The sequence below is a fragment of the Acinetobacter sp. 24-47-64 genome, assembly GCF_057737055.1.
Map to the genome: position 1 here is coordinate 2,483,216 of NZ_CM173215.1, position 20,337 is coordinate 2,503,552.

Below are 20,337 nucleotides of genomic sequence, written 5' to 3' on the forward strand. Positions count from 1 at the left end.
GCGAGATTAAAGATGAATAGTTTAAGAAAGCAGCAAGGCATGGCCACTATTCTTTTGGTCTTGCTCATCGGGCTTACAGTGATGATCATAACATCGACTGTTGCAAAATCACTCATCTCCAACAAAGAAGCAAATGTTGCTGCGCATGCACAAACCAACGTACAACTCATGGGATGGTCAGGTGTTAGTGCCTTTCGTGAATATTTATTAAAAAAATATAAGGATACCGATATTAACGACTTTCGCCAAAGCTTATTAAATACAGGTGAAATTCAGCTTTTAAATGATGATACCAACCAACGTTATGTCACTGTTGAAGTAAAAGATGTAAAAGGTTGCAATGGTTTAACCAATAACCCAGATGGTTCTACTGGAACCAAATGTATTGTTATCGCAAATATTCTGTCGAAAAGTGGGTCAGCTCAATCAGCTACTACGATACAAGCAATCTATGACCTTGCAGCAGACCTGATTAAGTACAAGAGTGTTATTAATTTCACTGGTCAAACATTTATGTCTGGCACTACCATTTCCGGCGAAGATCCAACTAAACCAGATGAGTATGTCGAACTGAATGTCGATGGTGGCAGCCTGTCCTTACAAGCTGGTTTCAAAATCAAAAATATCAAAAACTTAACTATTAACGTTAAGAAAGACAAAGATGGTAAAGGTGGAAATGTCTATATTGATTGTTTAATTGATGCCTGTGGTACAAGAAATGGGGCTGTAATTAACATCAATGCTGAGGGCTATGTTCACATTATTAACGGCGGAAATTTTGGCAATATTTCATCTGGTGAGTGGGTTAAACTGTTAACTAATGTCAAAGCAGAAAATATTAAAGCAATTGGTGATGTCACACTTTCTCTTGGTTCTAAAGCTCAAAATATTTCCACTGACGGAAATATTAGCCTTACAGAAGGTGGCTATGCTGCAAACTTGCATACCAATAAAGATGTAACACTACGCACGAATGTTGAAGTGTCTTCTATCACCACACACCAAGGGAATGTCAATATTTCCGTTTCTAGTAAAGTCAACGGAAATGTCATGGCAGGTGGCAACGTAACAATGATCGGAACTAGTGTTGTTACGGGTGATATTACATCAGGCGGGAAAGTTAATATTTCTAGTAGTGACGTTAAGGGCAGTGTAAGAGCCAAAGAATTTATTGACCTTGATACCTTCTCCAAAATTGAACAATCGGCCTATGCTCACAATCAGTCGAAACAAGGGATTGGCGTGTACAAGGCTGGAGTCCGCTTAAGTACAAGTTGGATTGGTGGAAATGTGTATTCTAACGGTCCATTACGCTTATTAGATGGTCTTATTGCTGAAGACGTAAAAGGTGATGTCTATCTTGCCAACTTTAGTACTTCAAATCAGAATGGTGTAGTTGAAGGATTTAAGAATGCAATTAGTGGAAAAATTTATGAAAAACTCACAAGCATCCCTCAGCTCAGTACTTTTCCAGATATTCCTAAATACGATATTTCTGAAACCATAGCCAGTATTCAAGAAGCAATTCAAAATATGACGTTTGAAACCAGAGTCGATGTTCGTCAATATCGAAATGATGCAAACTATATTTTCGTACGTGAATATGGCGCTGCTCGCGTATATTTAAATCATCTTCGCAATGAGAGCTCTAAAATCACTTACATGTATGAGTATGACGCTACTAATAATATTCACAAACAGTTTGCTGTAGATACTTCAGGAAATAAAACTCAAATCATGAAAATTGACCCTGAGAACTCAAACTCAGGCTCACGAGGTTTCTATTTAGGGAAATACACCTTGAATAGCAAAGATTATGTCGGTGCTATTTGTGAAACTATTCATGAAGAACAGGTCATGACCAATAGTTTAGGGCTACGTACTGAGCATAAGAGCGGTTATTGCACGAGCCAAATTATTGGATATCTTCCACGGGTCAGCTTAGACTTCAATGGTCTTGATGGTAAAGATCGTTATATATTTGGCTGGCCTAAAGATTATGACTATACATTACCAGACACTTGGTATATTCGTTCAATGGATACATCTACATTCGATAACGCAAGTTTTGCTCCAGGTATTCTGTATTTCGAAGGTAAATTAATTATTTCTGGTAAAGCGAATCTTGCGGCGGATAGTACTGATTCTGTATTCACCAATACTTTCCTTGCTGAAGGTGATATTGATGCGATTGCGATGTCTCCTCGCATTTATTCGCCTCGTAATATTACGCGAAATCCAAATGCAACAGATGCCTTAATTTGTTCACGTAACTTAGGCACTACGTCTAATACTAAGTTTAGTGTTAGTCCACCTGCAACAACACCTGCAACTTTATCGAACAAATTCTTGACGCCAGTGAATTTGTGCCAAGATGCGAATACGATGTATAAAAATACCAATAGATTACCTAACGGTACGCTTGATACAGTGACTATTGATAATAAAGAAATAACAAAGTTAGAACTTGGTTTAGTTGCCTTGATGTCTAATCAAGTTGTGCGTATTGGTGCATGTGCACAAATTTATGGTGACGTATTAGCAAGAAGTAATGTTGAAGGTAGTGCAGCATGTGGTATCGGTGAAAAAAATGGAATCTTTGGTAATATCAGCTCTCAAGGTGTCCCACCGTATACTAGTGTTCAACAACACAATACAATGGGTGCTGGTACAAATATTTATATTCCCAAAAATGAATATAAAAATTTAAATAAAGTTGATGATGTGAATGCCAATGATTTCATCGCCATTAAAAATGCAGACCTACAATGGGCTAAATATCAATAATTGGAAGCGAAAAGCCCAAACATAAGTTTGGGCTTTTTTTGTGTGAAATTTCTGACTAGACAAGCTATACAAAACACCGTATAACACCGTTTTTCCCATATTCAGGTGACCAAGTGAAACTCGTTTTAGCACCCATGGAAGGTTTAACTGATCCCATCATGCGTGATGTTCTCACACATGTCGGCAGCTTCGACTGGTGTGTAACTGAGTTTATCCGTGTCACTGATTCTGTCCTCCCAGATCACATCTATCATTCTTACTGTCCCGAATTATTGAACGATGGCAAAACAGCAGCAGGAACACCCGTTCATGTTCAATTTTTAGGGAATAATCCAACCATGTTGGCTGCAAATGCCGTTCGAGCGGTGGAGTTAGGTGCACCTGCAATTGATATGAATTTTGGCTGTCCAGCTAAAACAGTAAACAGGCATCGAGGTGGTTCTGTATTATTGGATGAACCTGAAACAGTGTATCAACTGGTTAAAGCTGTACGTGATGCAGTGCCTGCTGAAATACCAGTTTCAGCAAAAATGCGTTTAGGTTATATGGATCGTAATTTCACCCTAGAAAATGCACATGCGATAGAAGATGCTGGTGCCGCTTGGGTTACCGTTCATGCACGAACAAAAGCAGATGGCTACACCCCACCCGCCTTTTGGGATCAACTTCAACCCATTCGTCATGCGCTTAGCATTAATGTGATAGCCAATGGTGAAATCTGGAATAACCAAGATGCGCGCCAGTGTTTACTAGAGTCAGGTTGTGAAGATCTAATGATTGGTCGTGCAGCAGTGACAACACCCGATGTCACACAATGCATCCGACAAAATAAAGACGAAGCGATATTACAATGGAGCGATTTAATTACACTCCAAATTCGCTTCTTAAATGGTTCTTATAAAAAAGAAATGAATATGGTCGGACGTTATAAGCAATGGCTAGGTATGATGTCTAAACATTATCCTGAAGCAAAACTGTTATGGGATGAAGTGAAACGTCTGAAACAAGTAGATGAAATCATTGCTAAGCTCAATCATTTTCAAAACATTATGCCAACTGTCTAATTTCTAAATTCTAGAATGAATAACTCCGAACTTCACCTTGAAAATTCAGACAGTCTTGAACACGAGTGCGTTGAACCTCAGACAGTTGCTCTGGACTAAACCATGCATATTCCGTATGTTCCTCAGAGAGTTGAATTTGGGCATTATTTTCAATCATGCATCTAAATATAAATGTGTGTGAGTTTACATGTGCGTGATAGTAAACCCCAGACAAATACTGGATGCTTACATCACAACCTATTTCTTCTTTACACTCTCTGAGCAAAGCTTGATGTATGGTTTCACCTTGATCTAAACCACCACCAGGCAACCCCCAACTGTAATTGGCATAGTTTGCTTTCAGTAATAAGACTTGTCCCTCTGGGTTAGTGATCACCGCATGAGAACTCAAACGATAAAAATCATAAAATCCCATGACACGTCTCCAGAATTTAACTCATTCATGAAAGATAACACTGTTTAAGCCCATCTAAATGCTCAAGATAAGCTAAACCACAAGCCTTAATTTTGATTTATCCTTCAAGATGATAGCCTTTCCCGTTGCTAAGTCTACAGGCATAGAAATATGTTGGTGTACCATCACCCATTGTTCATTGGTTTTTTGTAGACATAATGTTGTACGACACCAAGGCATTTGCAGCTGACCTTTTAAGGCTTTATGTTCCACTTTAGAGTGACAGTGTAATACAACCAAATGATCACTCGCATGCACTTTTACATCACGGCGAGTGATTTGCATCCCATCAAAGAAATATGGGCTAAATTTTTGCCATTCTTTTCGATAAGCTTCAGCTCCCTCAAGTTGGGTGCTGACATCAAACATACTTACATTTTGTGCACATTTTTCGATTAACGCATCAACATTATTACCCACTAATGCTGAATCCCATTCTTTTAATTGCGCTAATACTTCATGAGCAGCAACAACATTACCCTCAATCTGAATAGACATGATGTGACCTTATTGTTATTAGTGTGATGAAGTTAACACTTTTAAAGAAGAAGTGTAATGTTATTTTGTGCCAAGCAAAGAAATTTTTATTCTAATTTGTATCTAAAATTCAATTTAAATTGATAAAAAACAACCATTATTTATTAAAACTTATCATTATGATCAGAAAACCAATGACGAGTTATTTTCGCATAAAAAATTGGCCCCAGTTTCACTGAAGCCATTATAAAAGCTTATGCTTTCTTTACATATTCGGACTTAAGTTTCATTGCGCCAAAACCATCTACTTTACAATCAATATCATGACCATCCGTTGCATCTGGCAACAAACGAATACTTTTTGCTTTAGTACCGACTTTGATTACGGATGATGAACCTTTAATTTTTAAATCTTTGATAACCGTTACGGTATCGCCATCTGCAAGAAGATTGCCATTTGCATCTTTGATCTGAACCACTTCTTCGAGTGTCTCTCCTTCTTTCCATTCATGTGAACATTCTGGGCAGATCAAGAGGTCCCCATCTTCATAAGTATATTCAGAGGAACATTTTGGGCAATTTGGAAAAGACATAAAAAAAATCCAAAAAATTAAAAAAATTTTGCTCAATATACCACTTTCATCTAGCGAATAGAAAAAAACCTTAAATTTTATAAGGTTTAAATAAAAAAAACCTAAGTTCAATCACTTAGGTTCTTTTATTGGCTCTAGCCTTGTTTAGCTTTGAAACTCATCTTCTATATCTTCATCATCATATACATATGCCATACATCCCCATCCATCGTACTCACCGTCATAGTCATTGGCTATTTTGGTAAACCACTCTTCTAAATCCACAATATCTGAGTATTCTGGCTCCATATACACATAAATCGTGATAATCCATTCTGCGGATTCAGACTCTTCATCAATAAATAAACTGATCTTTTGTTCTTCCTGAAGCAAGAACAAGGCACATTTTTCAGCTTTGTCTTTAGAGCTAAAAGCAATTGAGTACTCAATCTCATGCGGCTCGCTTAAATCATCTCCATCCTGGAACATTTGCCACAGTACATCGCCATTATCATCATTTGGAAATTGTTCTAAATCACGGCTCATACGTTCATCCTTATTGTGGTTATTGCGTATACAATATCCTAGAGTAGCCTATATTTATTTCATTTTGGAGAAGAATTCATTAGAAATTGTTCTTAACTTTATATGATCGTAATTGTTAAATTTTAGTTAGGCACTCACAATACGTATTTTGCTTGAAGCGTTTCATTCAAAATGGAACTTCACTCACAATTTTAATTTCAATACCACTCAACGGTTGTTGAAACTCTAAATAACTCGCATGCAAAGCCATACGCCCTAAATCACTGAGTTTAGGGTTTGGATGATAGAGTTTATCACCTGTGATCGGATGACCTATGGCTTGCATATGTACGCGTAATTGATGTGAACGCCCCGTAATTGGCGTCAACAAGACACGACTAACATCTAAATGCGCATCATAAGCGACCAATTCAAACAGTGTTAAGGCTGATTTTCCAAGTTCAAAATGAACAATTTGTCTCGGTCTGTTTTCCCAGTCCGTAATTAAAGGCAAGTCTACTTGTCCCTGTTGTGCAATTTTACCTTGCACCAGTGCCACATAATTTTTTTTCACGGTGCGCGCTTGGAACATTTTGCTCACAGCCACTTCAGCATCGCGATGTTTTGCAAACATCAAAATTCCAGAGGTTGCCATATCTAGACGATGAGTAATTTTTGCATTTGGATATTGAGCAATCACTCTTGAATACGCACTGTCATGATGTTCAGGCAAGCGTCCTGGCACAGACAATAATCCTGCTGGTTTATCAATGACCACCAAATCATCATCTTCATAGACGATGTTAAGCGGACCTTGAGGTGGCATATATACAAAATTATCGTCTAAAGGCATGTGAACAGAGCATTTCTTTGGGATGCGGAAAAATAGCAACTGATCAACTCAGTGTCAATTTATAAGATGCGCGATTTGAGAATTGAGAATTGAGAATTGAGAATTGAGAATTGAGAATTATAATTTTTTTAAGAGAATTTTGAGGGTGTCAGGGAAAACATGTTGTTTACTTCAACTATTATAACTTTGTAAGTTATAACCCTATTGCCTATAAACTTCTGGTTTATAGCGTCCTAAGCCGAATCAAGACCTTTTGGGTAAGTACTACACGCACGTTGTACGCAACTGGTAGCAATCTACTCTTTTCGATCCCGTCACACCCTTGAGATATATAATAGCGAGACTGCGTCGGGATTAATTTCCTAAGATTAACGAATTTTAGCATCGAATAAAAAAATATTTCATATCACCTTATAAATATAATATTTTTTCCCAAATAGGTTCATTGATACACTTTTTTTAGCGTTTTTTAGCTAAATATTGCAATTAAAATTCAAGTTGACCTTTCATTTTAGAGACTGGCTTGAATCCAAGATGCAATGCTCCACCACAACATCATGGCAAACATGCCACACATAAGATTAGCGAGTACTTTTTGTAGTTGAGATAATTCAGATTTATAAATTTTGAGGTTAATTGTATAAGCAATTGCACCGAGTGCACCACCCACAGCACCACCAATAATCAGTAGTAACAACGGCCAGCCTGCCATCATGTGGACTTTAAAAGGAAGTTTTGCGCGCGATTTTTCTTGTACTGTATTCACAGGGTGATCCTATAAGTTTATTTCAGTCTTCAATGAGCTTAAGTGCTATAAATCTAAAGCAAGCTTTAGACCAATACTGAGCTAAAATAGCTGTAAAATTGATCGTGGTTTTTAAATATTTAAACAATCTCACTTAAAAATCAAAGATATAGTTTGTTCAGAAGTTTGTAAATTCAATTCATCCACTGAATAATTTAGATATTTGCTTGAACAAACGTCAGAATGATAAACAATATTACAGCTAAACCCATTAAAGGCTGTTTAGGCGCAATACTGTTAATTAATTTGGCAATTCTCTGAGCACTCAGCATAAATAATAGAAAAATCAGTAGTGTTGGTAGCGAAATCACCCACATTATTATGTAATAGATGACAAATAAGCTTGTCAAAATAAGACTGCCTACAAGCCCCATAATAATTGGATGATGCATCCCGCTCGGTTCCAAATGCAGTGTCTGTGCGAGCGTGTTGTATATCTGAACAAATATTGCTGTAAAATTTAATGAAAAAAGATAGTCCATTATTCCTGCAATAAAAGGCGTTACACTTAAAAAAGCAACTTGCTTTGCCATCGAAAGGATCATGTTTTTATGATCAATTGTCCAGGTCAAAGACAACCAAACAAATATACAAGCAACGAAAGCAGCGGACAGAAGATGAAGCAAATAAATTTGTGAAGGCCATAATTTTTGGATAACGAGAAATATAATGATAAAAATTATAGATAAGTAACCATGAATCTTCTTCAACAAAAATAAGCCTGATTTTGCATTTGAATCTTTGAGCTTGTGATTCCAATTTGAAAATTTTTTTTCAGTATTTTGTAAAAACCCATCAATCTTTGGATTCTGTCTAATCAAATCACCCAAAAAGTAAAGCCCAATTAAAACTTGAAAAAATGCCAATATATTTTTCATTCTTTATCCGAGTATTTTTAATACTTCTTTTATAAATTTACTGAGCATCAGCTTAACGCTGCTTTTTCTTTTTGAACCAACGTACTGTCCAAACCACACCAATTAGTAAAACGATTACTACCAATACTGGTATAAAGAATGACAATACGGAAATCACCAATGCGCTGACCCACTCACCTGTAGAAACCACAGGATTTGCCACGCCACCCGTGGTTGCGGTCGAGACACCCCGTGCTGCAACTGTCCCAAGTTGCACTGCTCCTGCTGTTCCACCACCGACGATGATTGCAGCAGCCCAACTTGCAAATTGCGACATTTCGCCAGAGCTGACCGCCATCGTGGTCAGTGTACCCGCCACCAATGCCGCAGGCGTCGCAATAGTATCCAGTAAGTTATCAATCCAAGGAATGTAATACGCCCCGATTTCAAAAATGGTGGCAACACCCAATGCAATACAAACCGATGGCATCGCAAGCCATTCAAAGCCTTTCATCGGTTCAAACCATCCCATGAGGGAGGCAATACTCATCACCAATAAGGGAACAAATACGCGGAAGCCACATGCAGCACTCAATCCTATACCAAGACATAAACCGAGTATTGTTTCCATAGCAAACCTTTTTATTTATATGTTTTTAATTTTCTTAAGGTAACAAAAAAGCCCTATGGTGTAATAGGGCTTTTGTTTAAAACAGTGGTGTCTGTTTTAGTGTGTTTGCTTGAGCGAATTATTTTTTAAATTGATTGCTTAAGCATTTGGTACACGGTGGTAAACGATCAGTACCAATTTCTAAGTAAGCACGATGCCCACATTGAACGCAAAAATAGAAACCTGTTCCCGGTTTAGAGCCAGCTGTAACCATTTTTGTTCTCCGTATAATTTTAGAAATGGTGAAGTCACTATAACGGAGTGTGAATGACTTTTTATTGTCCATTTCGACAAATGATGTGGGCATTAATGCAAAAAATTTTTTCTACAAAAAGCCCAAACAACTTAAAAGACATTAAAAAAGTAATTTCAAAATTCAAATTTCTTTCATTTTAATCAAGCATGCTCTCAGCAATACAATCAATTCCATTTAACTTGAGAACATTTGCAAACTCTTTCGCATAGACTTCTTTCGGTTCAACTGATTGCCAATCCCAGTTTTGCTGATTATCTGCTTCAACTCTTACATCTATTACCCAACCTTTCTTATGATGATTTCTACCTATATTCTTCATTTTTAACCATTTCACAAATGGAGTTCTCGCACTTAAAATATGAATCCAAGCGAAGCCACACATCCCTTGAAAACTTGGAGAATGTCCGTTTAAAAACATTGGTGTAGGTATAAGTTTTTCAATTGCTTTTAATCCTGCGTTATTTACAAGCTCATATATTCTTTTATATTTGTCATTACCTACTAAATCTTGTTCACATATTCGATTAATCGTCTCTATATCATCAAATTCTGTTATATCTTTTTTTTCACAAGGATAAGCGGTAACTAATCGCGGCACCTTTGACTTATCAATTATCCAACCTGTAGTCAAAACAGCTTCTATGGAATTTCTTCCAATAATCTTAATATTAGCCGTATATTTCATTCCATACGGAGTAAAAGTAGTATTTTTAATTTTTGCAAATTTCATTGCATTATTCACTTGATCAGCCAAATACTCCCAATCTTCATTTTGTATATCTAGCGACTTTATGAAAAATTTTGCCTTAGCTCCACCCTTTTCATGATCAATATTGAGTAAATATTGCCTAAGTTTATTTTCCTCACAAAAAAATTGTATTTTTTCATTAGTATCAAAAGAAAAACTGAATTCATCATAAGCATCCTGATTAATTATCAAATGATCTGCAAGTTTTTCGTAATGATGCCTTTTTATTTTATTTTCTATTCTATATAAACTAATTTTACCCCTCTCACTTAACCCCTCAGTTTTTAATTCATAAAAATCAAAATTATTCGTTTCTAAAACTTTAACATTATTATTGACTTTGTAATCATCAGCTAAATATTTTGCATCTTCGAAATCCTCATCAAGCCTCACCAAATAATATAATTGATTGTTTTTATAATATAGCACATCAATCAAAATGCTAAATAATTGATGATGTAAGGGATTGCCAGCATCAACTTCCATCATACCCAAGTAAAATACTTGTGATTTTAAGATATTATCTATTTCTAGTACTGTCTCCTTATCCAATTTATCAAAAGCAACTGTATATACTATTCCATTAACAATTTTATCTAAAAACTTATGACTATCAAGTGTATTAAAAACACTACTTACTGAATCTACAAACTCTGCAATAATCAATTTATAAAAATCATTATCAAAACCGATTTCTCTCTTAAAGCCCTTTTCATCTTTGTGTAAGCTCTTGACTTTTTGACATAACATATGAGGAAGTAAATCACCTCGTAAAATATGCGTATCAAGTATTAATTTTTTACTTTCTAAATATTCTAAAATTGGTCTAATACAATCTAAACCATAAAAAGAACCAAGAGACTCATCATCACTATCAAATAAAAATGCCATCATACTACTGAATCCATAAAAGAAGACCCTACATAAATGTAGAGTCTTCTTAGTACAATTAAAATTAGCTTAAAATCTAAGCCACATTCCCTTCCAAGAAGTCCTGTGCAAAACGTTGTAACACCCCTCCCGCTTCATACACAGACACTTCCTCTTCAGTATCTAAACGACACGTGACAGGCACTTCAATGGTTTGATTTTTACCATCCGCCGTTGAGCGCTCAATAACTAAAGTCAAAGTCGAACGAGGTGCAATATTTCCAATCACGCTATACAGCTCTGTACCATCCAAACCTAAAGTTTTACGGTCAGTTCCTGCTTTAAACTCAAGCGGTAAAACGCCCATACCCACAAGGTTAGTACGGTGAATACGTTCAAAACCTTCAGCAACAATCGCTTCTACACCTGCAAGGCGCACACCTTTAGCTGCCCAGTCACGGCTAGAACCTTGACCGTAGTCTTTACCTGCAACAATAATCAAAGGCTGTTTACGGTTCATGTAGGTTTCTATCGCTTCCCACATACGCATCACTTCGCCTTCAGGCTCTACACGCGCTTTAGACCCTTGCTTAATCGTACCGTCCGAACGCACCACCATTTCATTAAACAGTTTCGGGTTGGCAAAGGTCGCACGTTGTGCCGTTAAGTGGTCACCACGGTGCGTTGCGTATGAGTTAAAGTCTTCTTCAGGCACGCCCATTTTATGTAGATATTCACCTGCTGCCGAATCCATCATAATCGCATTTGATGGAGATAAATGGTCTGTGGTGATGTTATCGCCCAAAATCGCAAGTGGACGCATATTGGCTAAAGTACGTGGTGCAGCAAGTGCGCCTTCCCAATACGGCGGACGGCGAATATAGGTACTTTGCGGACGCCAGTCATACAGTGGGCTTGCGGCTTGAACCTTCTCACCCAAATCAAACATTGGGATATACACTTTCTTGAATTGCTCAGGTTTTACCGCAACTTTTACCAGTGCATCAATTTCTTCATCAGATGGCCAAATGTCTTTGAGATAAATTGGGTTACCGTCTTTATCGTGCCCTAAAGCATCCGTTTCGATGTCAAAACGAATCGTCCCTGCAATCGCATACGCCACAACTAAAGGTGGAGATGCCAAGAATGCTTGTTTTGCATAAGGATGGATACGACCATCAAAGTTACGGTTACCTGATAAAACAGCCGTTGCGTAGAGGTCACGGTCGATAATTTCTTGTTGGATTTTTGGATCTAACGCACCTGACATCCCGTTACATGTGGTACATGCATACGCCACGATACCAAAACCGAGTTTTTCTAAATCACCGAGTACACCTGCTTCTTCTAAATACAATGCTGCTGCTTTAGAACCCGGTGCAAAAGATGATTTCACCCATGGTTTGCGTACCAAACCTAATTCATTCGCTTTACGAGCAAGCAAGCCTGCTGCCACTGTATTACGTGGGTTTGATGTATTGGTACATGATGTAATTGCAGCGATGATGATTGCACCATCAGGCATTAAGCCTTCTGCTTCTTGAGCACGTGCTGCTTCTAAATTGCCTGCAATGCCTTTCGCTTTTAAATCGCTTGTCGACACACGCGCATGTGGATTAGATGGCCCTGCAATGTTACGCGTCACAGTCGATAAATCAAAACGGAGTACACGTGGGTACTCGGCTTTAGTCATATCACTTGCCCAAAGACCAATTTCTTTGGCATAGCTTTCAACAAGCTTCACTTGCTCAGGCTCACGACCTGTAAGGGTTAAATAATCAATGGTATTTTGGTCAATATAGAACATCGCAGCCGTTGCACCGTATTCAGGGGTCATATTGGAGATGGTTGCACGGTCACCAATCGACATGGTGTCCGCACCTTCGCCAAAGAACTCTAAATAAGCACCGACTACACGTTCTTTACGCAAGAACTCAGTTAAAGCCAATACGATATCAGTTGCGGTAATACCCGGCTTACGCTGACCAATCAGTTCCACGCCGATAATGTCAGGGAGACGCATCCAAGATGCACGGCCAAGCATCACGTTTTCAGCTTCTAAGCCACCGACACCAATTGAAATGACACCTAAAGCATCGGTATGTGGGGTATGTGAATCAGTACCCACACACGTATCAGGGAAAGCTACGCCACCACGGTTTTGAATCACTGGAGACATTTTCTCCAAGTTGATTTGATGCATGATGCCATTACCCGCAGGGATTACATCAACATTTTCAAAGGCAGTTTTGGTCCATTCAATAAAATGGAAACGGTCTTCATTACGGCGATCTTCCACTGCACGGTTTTTCTCAAATGCATCAGGATCAAAACCACCGTACTCGACTGCGAGTGAGTGATCGACAATCAGCTGAGTTGGTACCACTGGATTGACTTTAGATGGGTCTCCACCTTGATCGGCAATCGCATCACGCAAACCTGCAAGGTCCACCAATGCTGTTTGACCTAAAATATCGTGGCAGACCACACGTGCTGGATACCAAGGGAAATCGTGGTCTTGTTTGTTAAAGATTAATTCTTTAAGAGACTGCTCTAAAATTGTAGGGTCGCAACGGCGTACCAATTGCTCTGCAAGCACTTTAGAAGTATATGGGAGTTTTGCGTATGCGCCTGGCTGAATATCTTCAACGGCTTGACGCACATCATAATATTCGAGCTGGGTACCTTGCAGTGGTTTACGGTAGTTGTTATTCATCGCGTTCCTGCCTTGCCTTGAGCATCTTTTTTCTAAACTTTCTAAACATTTTGTTGTTGATGAGATTTCATCATTTGTGATGGCATAGTACACTGCTGAAAGTCCATTTCCCAAATCTTATACATTTCATACACTTAGGTATAAAAAATAGGGTTTTTGAAATATTTTGTTTCAAATAACACAGTTAAATTAGCGGTTATGTGCTTTTTTTTGAAAAATAGTGGAAAATTGGGATAATTCTTTAGTATTAGATTCAGATTCGAGCATAGAAAATGAACAATTTATCTTTCTCCTCATTTACGCTTAATGGCGTGGATGCTCAAAAATTTTTACAAGGTCAAGTGACGTTGCATGTTGAACGCCTTGAGGAAAATATCACGCGCTACACAGCAATTTGTGATTTAAAAGGTCGAATTCACTTTGGTTTATGGCTAACAAAGCTGAATCCTGAAAGCTTCGTCATTGTAACCACTCAAGATCAAGCTGAAGAATTTTCCAAACACATTAAAAAATTCGGTGCTTTTTCCAAAATGAAACTTGAAGAAGCTAGTCAGGTCTATCCTACGCTTCAAGGTGACACCACAACGTTCTCAGCAGAAGTAACAGATATTGCCGCTTGGCAAGTTCAGGCCATTCAACATGGTCAAGCTTACATTGATCAAGCCATTGAACACGTGTTCCAACCCCAAGAACTTCGTTTACATCAACGCGAAGGCGTTCACTACGACAAGGGTTGTTACTTGGGTCAGGAAGTGATTGCACGTTTATGGTTTAAAGCTAAACCGAAAGCGTGGTTACATTTAATTCAGGGTACAGGTGCTGTACCTGCAGAAGCTGAACAACTCGATAAAAGTGTACAAATCGTTAATAGTGCGGCATTTGAAAACGGTTATATCGCTTTAGTGGTGGCACGCCCTGAAGCATTAGAAGAGTTAGACGTGACTGTTTTAGATTTGCCTGAGTATTTAAATGGTGATGTGGCTAGACCACAGTAAAATAATCTAAAAAAACCTCCATTTAGGAGGTTTTTTTATTAACTAATAGGCTGAGGATTTGGAACATATTTCCGATAAATGATCAGGTTTAATATGACCAATACAGCACAACACCAGTACATAAATTCAAAGCTCCATTGTGCAATAACCAATCCCATTACAACTGAACCAACTGCCAGACCAATATCAAAACAAATAAAGAATGTTGATATTGCATGCCCCATCCGATGTTTATCTACGGTTTGAATGGTGAGCGTTTGCAAACAAGGAAATACTGAACCATATCCAATTCCAATAAAAATTGCAGATAACCACAACATCCACTGATTATTGACTAGTGTTACGACCACAAGTCCAATCGCAAAAAATATGAAAGAAGGGACGATAACAGCACTCGGACCTTGACGATCATAAATTTTACCGACCCAAGGTCTTACAATTAACATCGACGCCGCAAACAATATAAAAAATACACTGGTGTACGCCAGCAGTTGTTTGCTCTCACTATAAACCGTAATAAAACTGGTAATACTCGAGTAAGCAAAAGCTGTAAGTAAAGCAACACCACTTACAGCAAAAACTTTAGGCTCAAGAAAATCGTCTAGCTTAAAACCTTTTTTATTCATTTTATTTTGCTGAGGTATCTGATTCGCTGGAATATTTAATAGCCAGCTAAAAATTAGACCTAAACTGATGAGCACCGCGAGAGCACCGAATAAAATTTGGAAGCTATAAAATTGAATCATGGTAAGCGCAATTAACGGTCCAAATACCACACCTAGGTTAGTGGACATCACATAATAACCCATGCCTTCACCTTTACGATGCTCAGGAATAAAGTCATTCGCGACTGGAACAGCCACAGTGGTCAACACACTAAACCATATCCCATGTAAAAATCGTATAAGCAACAATGACCACATGTTATCAATGAATAAATAAGCAAATGCAAAGACCGCAAAAAACGTGCTCGATCCACGCATAGTGAGTCGCTTACCCATTTTTTGAATGATCATGCCTGAAAATGGTCGTACTGCTATTGATGAGGCGAGAAAAAGCGTTAACGCTAATCCTGCTTCTTCAACTGATCCCGCTAAGTCCTTCACAATGTAAATCGGAAGGACAGCCAACATGGCAAAGTAGTAAATAAAAACAAATAAATTATTTAATACACACAAGATAAATGAACGATTCCAAAGTCGTTCGGTGGTTACACTCATGAAAATCTACTCTTGTCGCATTAATGTTTAGGCGTGAGGACGTAATGGATCTAAACTCAGTTTGACCAATTGACGGATATAGTGCTCATCAGGCAAATGATTAAAGAAAATAATTTGGTAATGAATAGGACCATACAGTCGATCAAGTACCAAATCATAGTGATCATGTTCAATCAGCTCCCCCGCCTCAATCGCCTGTTGGATCAGTTGATGCAGTTGAACTCGTTTAGGTAATAAATATTGCTTGAAGAATGTTGCAGCTAATTCACGATGATTCGCCATAACCACCAACATCGCTCGTCCCACTGGATGATCTAAAGCCTTAGCCAAACGAAGCAATTGTTGATTAAGATTTTGTTCAAGGTCGAGCTCTGGCTCAAACTCAAAAATTGAGAGTGTGAGCTCTTTAAAGGTGTCCAGAACCAATTCAGATTTATGTGACCACCATCGATAAATAGTCGACTTTCCCACCCCAGCACGTGAAGCAATGTCTTCTACTGTCAGTTGGTGATATTCCACTTCATTCAAAGCCTGTTTGACTGAAGCTAAAATACATGATCGGCGTCGTGCACTTTTGTCATCGACTGTCATGAAATCCTCACAAATAAAACGATACGTTTCGTATCGTTTTATAATAGAGTTTTTTTATTGATAAAGATATGAAAATAAGACCAAGGCGTTAGATGAAATAGATTTTAACTGTCAATCGATTGAGAGATGACTCATAAAAAACCTCCTATAACGCTAGGAGGTTTATTCTAAAAGCCATGAAATAATTTATTCATATCCTTCACCACATAATCTTTAAAATGAAATGCTCTCGCGTGTTTAGCATCAAACTTTACGGTTAAATCACCTTTTTGGAATACATACACTCGATTCTCCTGACTCACCAAATACTGCTCGCCAAGTTTCAATAAGAGCGCATCTATCTTTTGTTCATCTGGGATTGAATCATCTTGAAAAACTTTATCGTAATTACGTTTAATGCCTTTTATAAACATCGTTGACCACCTCATTGCACAATGCGTATTTAAGCAAAACCATCGAAGAACTACTAGTGCATTAAAATTTTGGTTAAATCCATATATTCAAGGCTGAACAACATAAATCCAGTATCGTTTATATGCACACATTGCAATAATCAGACTTTATTCACAAAGCGAAGCTAAATTTGAAGGATGTATACATATTATATATTTACATTCACATAATTCGGACTATGATTAAATGGTATAAAACTCTATTTACATCAAATAAATAGGGTTGCTTTTAAGATAGGTATAAAACAATTATGAAAAAAATATTATGTGGTGCTTTACTCGCTGTTGCCACCTCATTTAGCTTCGCTGCCGCACCAGTCGATCCTGTATTCAGCAAAGTACAGGAACTGATTCAAGCAAAGAATTACAATGCGGCCTACCAAGAACTTGAACGCTTATCAAAAGCTGGGAATCCTCAAGCGACTTATAACTTGGCATATCTGACCCAAGCTGGTCAAGGAACCAAACAAGACAACAAAAAAGCAGTACAACTTTATGAACAAGCTGGCACTGCAGGCTATCCTCTAGCCAATTATGTATTGGCGCAAAACTATGCCACTGGTGGCTTGGGTCTGACCAAAAATGAAAAAAAATCTCGTGAATACCTAGACAAAGCTGCAGCTCAAGGTTTTGAAGATGCGATTGTTGAATCTGCTGTTCTACTGTTCTCTGAAGGTAAAGAACAATCTGATAAGCTCGCTTTGCAAAAACTTGATCCTTTAATTAAGAAAGGAAGTTATCCAGCCATTCATGCTCGTGCTTTATACGATATTTCATTAGGCTTCAAAACCAAAACTGAAGCGCCTGTGAAAAAAGGTTTAGCGAGCATTCAAGATTTAGGTAAAAAAGGATACATCCCTGCGCTTATGGCCATTGGTAACATGTTCGTAAACGGAAATATCGTTCCGCAAAACCTACTTGAGGCAAAAAAAATATTTAGTGCTTTAGCAGATGAAAATATTCCTCAAGCCAAAGAGAATCTAGCGATCGTGAACAAACTGATTGCTGAGAATGCAAAAAAACCTGCAGCAAATACGAAAGCTAAATCTTAAGCATTAATTTAAATTTTAAACCGCTGCTCAAATACAAAAACCCTATCACGAGATAGGGTTTTCTTATATGAAAAGGATATTTATGATTACATTTTAGGTTTTACTCAATTACCACCATAAAATAATTAATCCAGCAGTCACAATAAATCCAATTACTGTACTCATCAATAAAGGTGTAATTGCACGATCATTGAGCCCATATGCTTGTCCCAACATTCCAAATAATGCAGGTGTAGGTAAAGCTGCAATCAATGTCCCTACATACACGATATCCATCGGTGCTTGAGCAATAAATCGTAGAGTCAAATACATGAGTATTGGAAAAATAAAGTTGGATGATAGAACAATATAGAGACTCTGCTGGTTGACATATTTTAAGGTTAAACCTGCGACGCTCCCGCCAATCACAAATAACGCCAAAGGAGATGCCGTCTGACCAATCATTAAGAAAACTTGATCTATATAATGCGGCAGTTTAACCTGAAAAACCGCGCACAAAATTCCGATTACCACACCAATAAACAATGGATTTTTACATAGGTTTATAAAGTTATTTTTTAATGTATTGAGTAGTGCTTGCTGATTTTGAGCTTGCAATCCCGCAATAAATAAAGCTGCTGGAACAAGAAAAACACTTTCGATAATTACAATTAAAGAAGTAAAAGCAAGCGCAATATGACCAATCAATAGACTTAAAATGGCCGTACCAAGTAGTCCAGTATTAGACATTGACGCTCCAATTGAGAGAATGGCAGCATCACTTAAATTGTTTTTAAAATGCTTTACCAATATCCATAAAGCGATTGCAAATACAAAGGCAGTCACCACACTATAACTGTAAAAAAGTTCAGGTTGCCATATTGCATCAAGATCTTTTGATGAAAGCGCTTGTAAAAATAGAGCAGGTAAAGCGACTCGAATGACGAATGTACCAACAATAGAGACTTGTTCCTTGCTAAGTAAATTCAGTTTAACCGAGGCATATCCCGAAAAAAGCAGTAAAAAAATCGGAATAATGACCGATAAAACCATGACTTAGCATCCCTAGCTATTGTATGAGTTAGTCAAATTATCATACAACAGCCGTAATTACCCAGGATGACTTTTTAAGTATACCTTTATGCCTATTTTATCTATCAGCATATGGCTTAAATAATGATTTCACATCATGCGGTTGGCATCGTAAATATTGCGGACTAATTTCAACCTCTGCTTTTAATTGAGCAGCAGCATGCCATGGCCATCTTGGATTAAATAGTATTGCCCTTGCGAGCCCGATTGCATCAGCTTTGCCTTGTTGTAAGACATCTTCCGCCTGTTGAGGTTCAGTGATCAGCCCAACAGCAATCACTGGAATGTCTACGTGTTTCTTGATTGCTTCCGCAAATGGAACTTGGTAATTAGGACCAATCTGAATATTTTGATCGACATGTAATCCACCAGATGATGCATGGATATAAACTGCACCAAGTTTTTCTAATGCCTTTGATAACCCAATTGAGTCATCAATATTCCATCCCTTTTCTTGCTCCATCCAGTCTGTTGCAGACAAACGAACACCGATTGGATAGTTGTCTGGAACAGCATTTTTGATCGCCTGAAAAACCTCTAAAGTTAGACGAATGCGATTCTCAAAACTTCCACCATATTCATCTGTTCTTCGATTAGATAAAGGGGACATAAATTGATGTAATAGATAACCATGAGCCGCGTGGACTTCGATGAGATCAAAACCTGCATCTACAGATCTGACTGCTGCAGTTGCAAAGTCATCGATAATTTTTTTGATTTCCTCGATACTTAATTCATGAGGAGCCTGATCATCTGGATTAAATGGTAAATCACTTGCAGATACCGTTTGCCAGCCATGTTCATGATTCGATGAGAATTGACCACGTCCCAACCATGGTTTATCAGTTGAAGCTTTACGTCCCGCGTGCGCTAACTGAATGGCGATTGGCGTTGGAGCAATCGATTTTACCTTATCAATCAATGCTTTTAATTGTGCACGTTGTAAATCATTCCATAACCCTAAATCTGCAAAACTGATACGACCTACAGCTTGTACCGCAGTTGCTTCAATAATATATAATCCAGCTCCCGACAATGCATAACTCGCCCATTGTTGTTCATGCCAAAAACTATGCTCCCCTGCTTCATTCGCAGAATACTGACACATGGGAGCAATAATAATTCTATTTTTGAGTGATAAATTTCCGAATTGAATTGGCTCAAATAATTTTGCCACACTGAATCTCCCTGATTTTAAATTGATTTATTTGTAGCAGTGTACAACGCATTTACGTGATAAATCATCTAAGTTCATTTCATCATTGAATGCTTTAAAAAACATTTTAAAACTTAACCATGAAG

General features: G+C 37.9%; 20 protein-coding genes. 4 read left to right on the forward strand and 16 right to left on the reverse strand.

Annotated features, from left to right (window positions below; genetic code table 11):
* The first annotated feature begins 12 nt into the window (after positions 1-12).
* Positions 13-2,787 carry a bactofilin family protein gene (locus tag AC1M85_RS11790; RefSeq protein WP_488213130.1) on the forward strand — a complete coding sequence of 925 codons (2,775 nt, stop codon included), beginning with the start codon at positions 13-15 and terminating at the stop codon, positions 2,785-2,787.
* 113 nt (positions 2,788-2,900) lie between these two features.
* Positions 2,901-3,851 (forward strand): tRNA dihydrouridine synthase, encoded by a 951-nt coding sequence (locus AC1M85_RS11795; RefSeq protein WP_213032613.1) that lies wholly within the window; start codon positions 2,901-2,903, stop codon positions 3,849-3,851.
* Between the two features lie 10 nt (positions 3,852-3,861).
* Here the strand turns inward: AC1M85_RS11795 and AC1M85_RS11800 are convergent, their stop codons facing one another.
* The 11 genes from AC1M85_RS11800 to acnD form a co-directional block, all read right to left on the reverse strand.
* On the reverse strand, positions 3,862-4,266 hold the full coding sequence (locus AC1M85_RS11800; RefSeq protein WP_035269847.1) for an NUDIX hydrolase: 405 nt from the start codon (positions 4,264-4,266) through the stop codon (positions 3,862-3,864).
* A gap of 72 nt (positions 4,267-4,338) precedes the next feature.
* The gene (locus tag AC1M85_RS11805) at positions 4,339-4,803 is read right to left on the reverse strand and encodes a YybH family protein (RefSeq protein ID WP_179998993.1); all 465 of its coding nucleotides are present in this window, start codon (positions 4,801-4,803) and stop codon (positions 4,339-4,341) included.
* A gap of 233 nt (positions 4,804-5,036) precedes the next feature.
* On the reverse strand, positions 5,037-5,375 hold the full coding sequence (locus tag AC1M85_RS11810; RefSeq protein WP_488213131.1) for a zinc ribbon domain-containing protein YjdM: 339 nt from the start codon (positions 5,373-5,375) through the stop codon (positions 5,037-5,039).
* Positions 5,376-5,519: 144 nt separating this feature from the next.
* The gene (locus AC1M85_RS11815; protein WP_035269856.1) at positions 5,520-5,900 is read right to left on the reverse strand and encodes a ribonuclease E inhibitor RraB; all 381 of its coding nucleotides are present in this window, start codon (positions 5,898-5,900) and stop codon (positions 5,520-5,522) included.
* Positions 5,901-6,066: 166 nt separating this feature from the next.
* Positions 6,067-6,732 (reverse strand): RluA family pseudouridine synthase, encoded by a 666-nt coding sequence (locus AC1M85_RS11820; protein WP_035269858.1) that lies wholly within the window; start codon positions 6,730-6,732, stop codon positions 6,067-6,069.
* Positions 6,733-7,243: 511 nt separating this feature from the next.
* A complete protein-coding gene (locus AC1M85_RS11825; protein WP_051586633.1) occupies positions 7,244-7,447 on the reverse strand; it encodes a hypothetical protein in 204 nt (67 codons plus the stop codon).
* 245 nt (positions 7,448-7,692) lie between these two features.
* The gene (locus AC1M85_RS11830; RefSeq protein ID WP_092767493.1) at positions 7,693-8,415 is read right to left on the reverse strand and encodes a hypothetical protein; all 723 of its coding nucleotides are present in this window, start codon (positions 8,413-8,415) and stop codon (positions 7,693-7,695) included.
* A 52-nt stretch (positions 8,416-8,467) separates the two neighbouring features.
* A complete protein-coding gene (locus AC1M85_RS11835; protein ID WP_488213132.1) occupies positions 8,468-9,025 on the reverse strand; it encodes a DUF4126 domain-containing protein in 558 nt (185 codons plus the stop codon).
* Positions 9,026-9,143: 118 nt separating this feature from the next.
* Positions 9,144-9,278 (reverse strand): zinc ribbon-containing protein, encoded by a 135-nt coding sequence (locus AC1M85_RS11840; RefSeq protein WP_081403303.1) that lies wholly within the window; start codon positions 9,276-9,278, stop codon positions 9,144-9,146.
* A gap of 178 nt (positions 9,279-9,456) precedes the next feature.
* Positions 9,457-10,962: a DUF6883 domain-containing protein gene (locus AC1M85_RS11845; protein WP_488213133.1), complete on the reverse strand. Its 1,506-nt coding sequence runs from the start codon at positions 10,960-10,962 to the stop codon at positions 9,457-9,459.
* Positions 10,963-11,035: 73 nt separating this feature from the next.
* The gene (gene acnD, locus AC1M85_RS11850; protein ID WP_488213134.1) at positions 11,036-13,654 is read right to left on the reverse strand and encodes a Fe/S-dependent 2-methylisocitrate dehydratase AcnD; all 2,619 of its coding nucleotides are present in this window, start codon (positions 13,652-13,654) and stop codon (positions 11,036-11,038) included.
* Between the two features lie 272 nt (positions 13,655-13,926).
* On the opposite strand from acnD, the gene ygfZ reads away from it, so the two are divergent.
* Complete coding sequence (gene ygfZ, locus AC1M85_RS11855) at positions 13,927-14,649, forward strand: CAF17-like 4Fe-4S cluster assembly/insertion protein YgfZ (RefSeq protein WP_481589227.1); 723 nt, start codon at positions 13,927-13,929, stop codon at positions 14,647-14,649.
* Positions 14,650-14,687: 38 nt separating this feature from the next.
* Here the strand turns inward: ygfZ and AC1M85_RS11860 are convergent, their stop codons facing one another.
* The 3 genes from AC1M85_RS11860 to AC1M85_RS11870 all read right to left on the reverse strand — a co-directional run bounded on the left by AC1M85_RS11860 (position 14,688) and on the right by AC1M85_RS11870 (position 16,873).
* The gene (locus AC1M85_RS11860) at positions 14,688-15,869 is read right to left on the reverse strand and encodes an MFS transporter (RefSeq protein ID WP_481589228.1); all 1,182 of its coding nucleotides are present in this window, start codon (positions 15,867-15,869) and stop codon (positions 14,688-14,690) included.
* Positions 15,870-15,896: 27 nt separating this feature from the next.
* Positions 15,897-16,460 (reverse strand): TetR/AcrR family transcriptional regulator, encoded by a 564-nt coding sequence (locus AC1M85_RS11865; RefSeq protein WP_092767505.1) that lies wholly within the window; start codon positions 16,458-16,460, stop codon positions 15,897-15,899.
* 167 nt (positions 16,461-16,627) lie between these two features.
* Complete coding sequence (locus AC1M85_RS11870) at positions 16,628-16,873, reverse strand: hypothetical protein (protein WP_092767507.1); 246 nt, start codon at positions 16,871-16,873, stop codon at positions 16,628-16,630.
* Positions 16,874-17,163: 290 nt separating this feature from the next.
* On the opposite strand from AC1M85_RS11870, the gene AC1M85_RS11875 reads away from it, so the two are divergent.
* Complete coding sequence (locus AC1M85_RS11875; RefSeq protein WP_488213135.1) at positions 17,164-17,964, forward strand: tetratricopeptide repeat protein; 801 nt, start codon at positions 17,164-17,166, stop codon at positions 17,962-17,964.
* 108 nt (positions 17,965-18,072) lie between these two features.
* On the opposite strand, the gene AC1M85_RS11880 is transcribed toward AC1M85_RS11875, so the two are convergent.
* Together AC1M85_RS11880 and AC1M85_RS11885 are read right to left on the reverse strand one after the other, a co-directional pair.
* A complete protein-coding gene (locus AC1M85_RS11880) occupies positions 18,073-18,996 on the reverse strand; it encodes an AEC family transporter (RefSeq protein WP_488213136.1) in 924 nt (307 codons plus the stop codon).
* Between the two features lie 97 nt (positions 18,997-19,093).
* On the reverse strand, positions 19,094-20,212 hold the full coding sequence (locus tag AC1M85_RS11885) for an NADH:flavin oxidoreductase/NADH oxidase (protein WP_481589231.1): 1,119 nt from the start codon (positions 20,210-20,212) through the stop codon (positions 19,094-19,096).
* Between the last annotated feature and the right edge of the window lie 125 nt (positions 20,213-20,337).